2 protein-coding genes are annotated in these 2,790 nt (G+C 31.9%); both read left to right on the forward strand.

The genetic code is table 11. The annotated features are described in order from the left end of the window. Positions 1-189: 189 nt before the first annotated feature. Positions 190-1,455 carry an APC family permease gene (locus V6U76_RS05015; protein ID WP_333024035.1) on the forward strand — a complete coding sequence of 422 codons (1,266 nt, stop codon included), beginning with the start codon at positions 190-192 and terminating at the stop codon, positions 1,453-1,455. Positions 1,456-1,534: 79 nt separating this feature from the next. Beyond that, entirely contained in the window at positions 1,535-2,641 is a 1,107-nt protein-coding gene (locus V6U76_RS05020) for a hypothetical protein (protein WP_333024037.1), read from the forward strand. Positions 2,642-2,790 lie beyond the last annotated feature (149 nt).

The following is a 2,790-nucleotide window of genomic DNA, read 5'->3' on the forward strand; positions in this document are numbered from 1 at the left end:
TACTTTTTTGCTGCTGGATAATATACGAGACTCCTATAAACACATTACTAATATCAAGTCTGTTTCCTTTAAGCGGCATGCTTATTTATCTGCTTTGGTACCATAAACTAAAAGTTTAACTTAAATTTTTTATTTGCTAAAATTCTTAAGCTATACTACTGGCTTACATTAATAGAATTGAGAGGTGTTGTGTCAAATAAAATAGGTTTTTTGGCTGTTTTTGCTTTAGTTATTAGTAGTCAAATTGGTTCTGGAGTTTTCATTCTTCCAATTAGCCTTGCTCCATATGGTGCTTATAGCCTTATAAGCTGGATTATATCAGGAGTTGGTGCTGTATCTCTTGCACTAGTCTTCGCTATACTATGTGCAAAGTTTCCAGAAACTGGAGGTCCTCATATTTATGTAAAACATACCTTTGGTCCTACCGCAGCTTTTTTTGTTGGTTGGACATACTGGGTAATCTCATGGGTTAGTACAACAGCTTTAATAGTTGTGGGTGTTGGCTATCTTACACCATTTTTTCATGAAGATATCAAAAATATGAGTTTGTTCTTAGAGCTGTTGTTATTTACAATCATTACATTAATAAATTTAAGGGGAATAGCTACTGCAGGGCGCATTGAGTTTCTACTCACGGTTGTAAAGGTTGCTGTATTGCTTGCAATACCTGTAGCAGCGTTATTTTTTTTCGATAGAAATAATTTTATTATAAGTGAAGAAATCTTAAGTCTTACAACATCACAAATTCTTGCCAGATCTACACTTTTAACTCTATGGTGTTTTATTGGACTTGAATTGGCAACAGCGCCTGCAGGATCAGTCTATAACCCAGCTAAAACTATACCAAAAGCTGTAGTGTTTGGCACAATTTGTGTTGCCCTTATATATTTTATCAATAATTTTGCGATTATGGGATTGATTAATGGAAATAATTTAGCAAATTCAAGAGCACCATATGTTGATGCAATAAAAATTATGTTCTCTGGTAATTGGCATTTAATTATTTCTATAGTCGCATTTATTTTCTGTATTGGAACTCTAAATGCCTGGGTTTTATCTAGCGGACAGGTTGCATTTGGCCTTGCAGAAGATAGACTTATGCCAAAATTCTTTGCTGAAAGGAACAAGCATGGTGCTCCCTTTTGGGGAATAATAATTAGCTCAGTAGGTACTGCAATTTTACTGATTCTCACTTCAAATAACAATTTTGCCCAGCAGATTACGTCGATTATTGACTTTTCTGTGATTTCATTTTTGTTTGTTTATCTTGCATGTAGCCTTGCCTTTCTAAAGGTTGTTATAAAGGAAAAAAAATATTACAAGCTTTTAATTGGTGGTATAGCAACAACCTTTTGTTGCTGGGTGATAATAGAAACCCCTATAAATACCTTGCTAATTGCAAGCTTATTCACTATTAGTGGAATACCTATTTATCTATTTTGGTGTCGCTCTTGACATTTTTATAAATTTTTGATATCATTAACGATATATCAAGTAGATAATATTAGTATATTTAGGAAAAGTAAATTAAGCTATGAAATTTGAAAGTATTACATTTATATTTAAAAAAATTAAATCTACATGGATTGATTTAATATCAAGTATCAAAAGTTTATTCACTAGCAAAGCAACAAAAAACAAGAATACTGATTGTAGTAGTGAAAATAGTGATTTCTACAGTGTCTTCAAGAACGGCCAAGGAGAGTTAGGACATAATAATGGTTGTAATATAGAGGGAGAAATATGGTATGACGCTCTTGAATCACAAGCATTGGATGATGAAATATGGTATGATGCTCAAGAAGAACAAGAATCAGGGACAAGTAGTGATGAGCAAGAATTAGAAGAATTACAAAAAGAAACTCAATCAGATATTGAAATTAATAGAGGACAAGAAAAAGATGCTTATGAGAAAGATAAATATTATAGTTTACAAAATGGCCTCCAGGAAAAATCATCAATTGATGATTCAACCACAACACTTGCGTTAGTATTTGAGGCCTTTATTAGAGAAATAAAACCTAGCATAGGTGGATTTATTGATTTTAATAGCTTAAGACTATTTGCAATTAATAAGGTGAGTGAAGGGTATGAGTTATTACTAAAAGATGAACAAAGTGGTGTTATAAAATTTCAATCTAGTTATTTAAATATGTATAATCCTTCATACTTTAAGGACAAAAATAAAGCATCATGTACTGAACTTTTTTCATTACAAGAAGGCAGAACTCACAATACTATTGTCATTCCATTACAGGTTCCAAAGGATGTAACAATATTTACTAAAGAATTTTGGAGGTTAGATCCAAAAAGAGCAATACAATCTCAAATACCAGAAGTTGCTTATGATATACATTTGCAAGAGAGTAAGAAATACGTAGACTTTTCTTTTGACAAGAAAAATAATATTATATTACTTGACCTTGTCTCAGCATTTACAAAAACTGTAGCTAAAATAGCATGTATCCCGTGTCAAACAAGGTGGCCTGTTAAAGATATTTTAGTAAGAGGAGATATTGCAAATTGTATGCAGCCTTTTGTAAGTATATTGAGTAAACAATATGAAAGTGAACAGGTAAACCATAGCTTGACTGAGGTCGATGTTAATGGTATAGAAAATGCTTCAATGACTATATATTGAAGTTTAAATGACAGCTTATACTTAAAAACCTACTAACTTCATAAACTAGGTAACTGTCATCTATAATGTAAAGGATTAAAATAGTTAAGTATACAATAGACCTCTTGCATGACTCATATCCAGGTTGTAAATTCCAGCTATCAAATTGA

The organism is Wolbachia endosymbiont of Pentidionis agamae (assembly GCF_036711655.1).
In the GTDB taxonomy this organism is placed as follows: Bacteria; Pseudomonadota; Alphaproteobacteria; order Rickettsiales; family Anaplasmataceae; genus JAZHPY01.